The following is a 1000-nucleotide window of genomic DNA, read 5'->3' as shown; positions in this document are numbered from 1 at the left end:
CTAGCGCTTTTGCGTCATCTGTTTCGACCAGTTTCGACACTGGAGCAGAGAAAGAAGTTGCTTGCGTCGTCTGCAGAGGCAAACCCTTGCCGCTATCAACAAAAGCATCATTGGTTTGCAATGCTTGGTTAGCTTGTTCAATACGACCGAGTAGTTGCTGACCTTCTCCCATCGCACTGGCCATCGCTATCTTATCTTGCGAGTCTGTGTTCTGAGCGCTTTGTTTTGAACCCAACTGAGCCTCTGACTCCATTGGCGACAAAGCTTGCTTAGCTACGACGGGGTCTTTACCTTCTTCTTGAAGTGATTCCGAAGTTTGCTCGGATTCGTCAGCAACGGCTTTTACGCCTTCATGCTCTAGCAATGCATCAGCCGCTTTTCCGTCGACACCCTCACGGTTCGCGACTGATTCTTGGCTCTCGCCATTCTTCTCGACCATTTCACCTTCTGTGGTGCTAACGTCGGTCTTTGCATCTGTACTTGCTGTTTGAGTGACCGCTTTTTCTGCTTTTTGTGAACCTGTAAAAACTCCCGCTAAGGTTTCAAAAAAACCTTTGCTTTCAGAGCTTTCTGTAGGTGCTTTTGCGGAAGGCTCAGAAGTTGAGGTCTTGCTAGTCGCAGAAACATTAGACAAATTCACATGCATAAAAACTTTCTCGTTTTTAGCTACGCCTTTTTATGGCGTGACCAGATTGCCCATCAGAGGCAAAATTAGATAATTAAACCATGAATTTGCAAAAATCACGCCAACGCATAAGGCTATTTTCCTGACGGACAACGCACACGAAAAGAGTGGAAGCGAGATCAACTTCAACAAAAATTAGAACGGCTTGGCCTTACGGCTAAACAACAGCGTGGAAAACTCATCCATTTGCTTTTGCTCACGTTTGGCTTCCGCGATTTGCTTTTCTTTCGCTTTCTTTTCGATCATCCACTCGTAAGACATGCGTTCTTGGCGCATCTTGAGCCAGTAGTCTTTGCAGTTTTCGACTTGTTCTTT

The 1000-nt window shown here is 45.9% G+C and carries 1 protein-coding gene and 1 pseudogene; both read right to left on the bottom strand.

The window, feature by feature from the left end; genetic code table 11:
• Positions 1 to 646: pseudogene (locus tag R7P72_RS26340) on the bottom strand (flagellar hook-length control protein FliK); the annotation flags it as partial.
• 174 nt (positions 647 to 820) lie between these two features.
• The coding region (fliJ, locus tag R7P72_RS26335) for a flagellar export protein FliJ (protein WP_318110300.1) at positions 821 to 1000 on the bottom strand (180 nt) is incomplete at its 5' end.

The organism is Vibrio sp. Vb0888, from assembly GCF_033338835.1.
GTDB lineage: Bacteria > Pseudomonadota > Gammaproteobacteria > Enterobacterales > Vibrionaceae > Vibrio > Vibrio alginolyticus.
The sequence above is the reverse complement of the archived record's forward strand: the minus strand, read 5'-3'. Positions and strand labels throughout refer to the sequence as shown.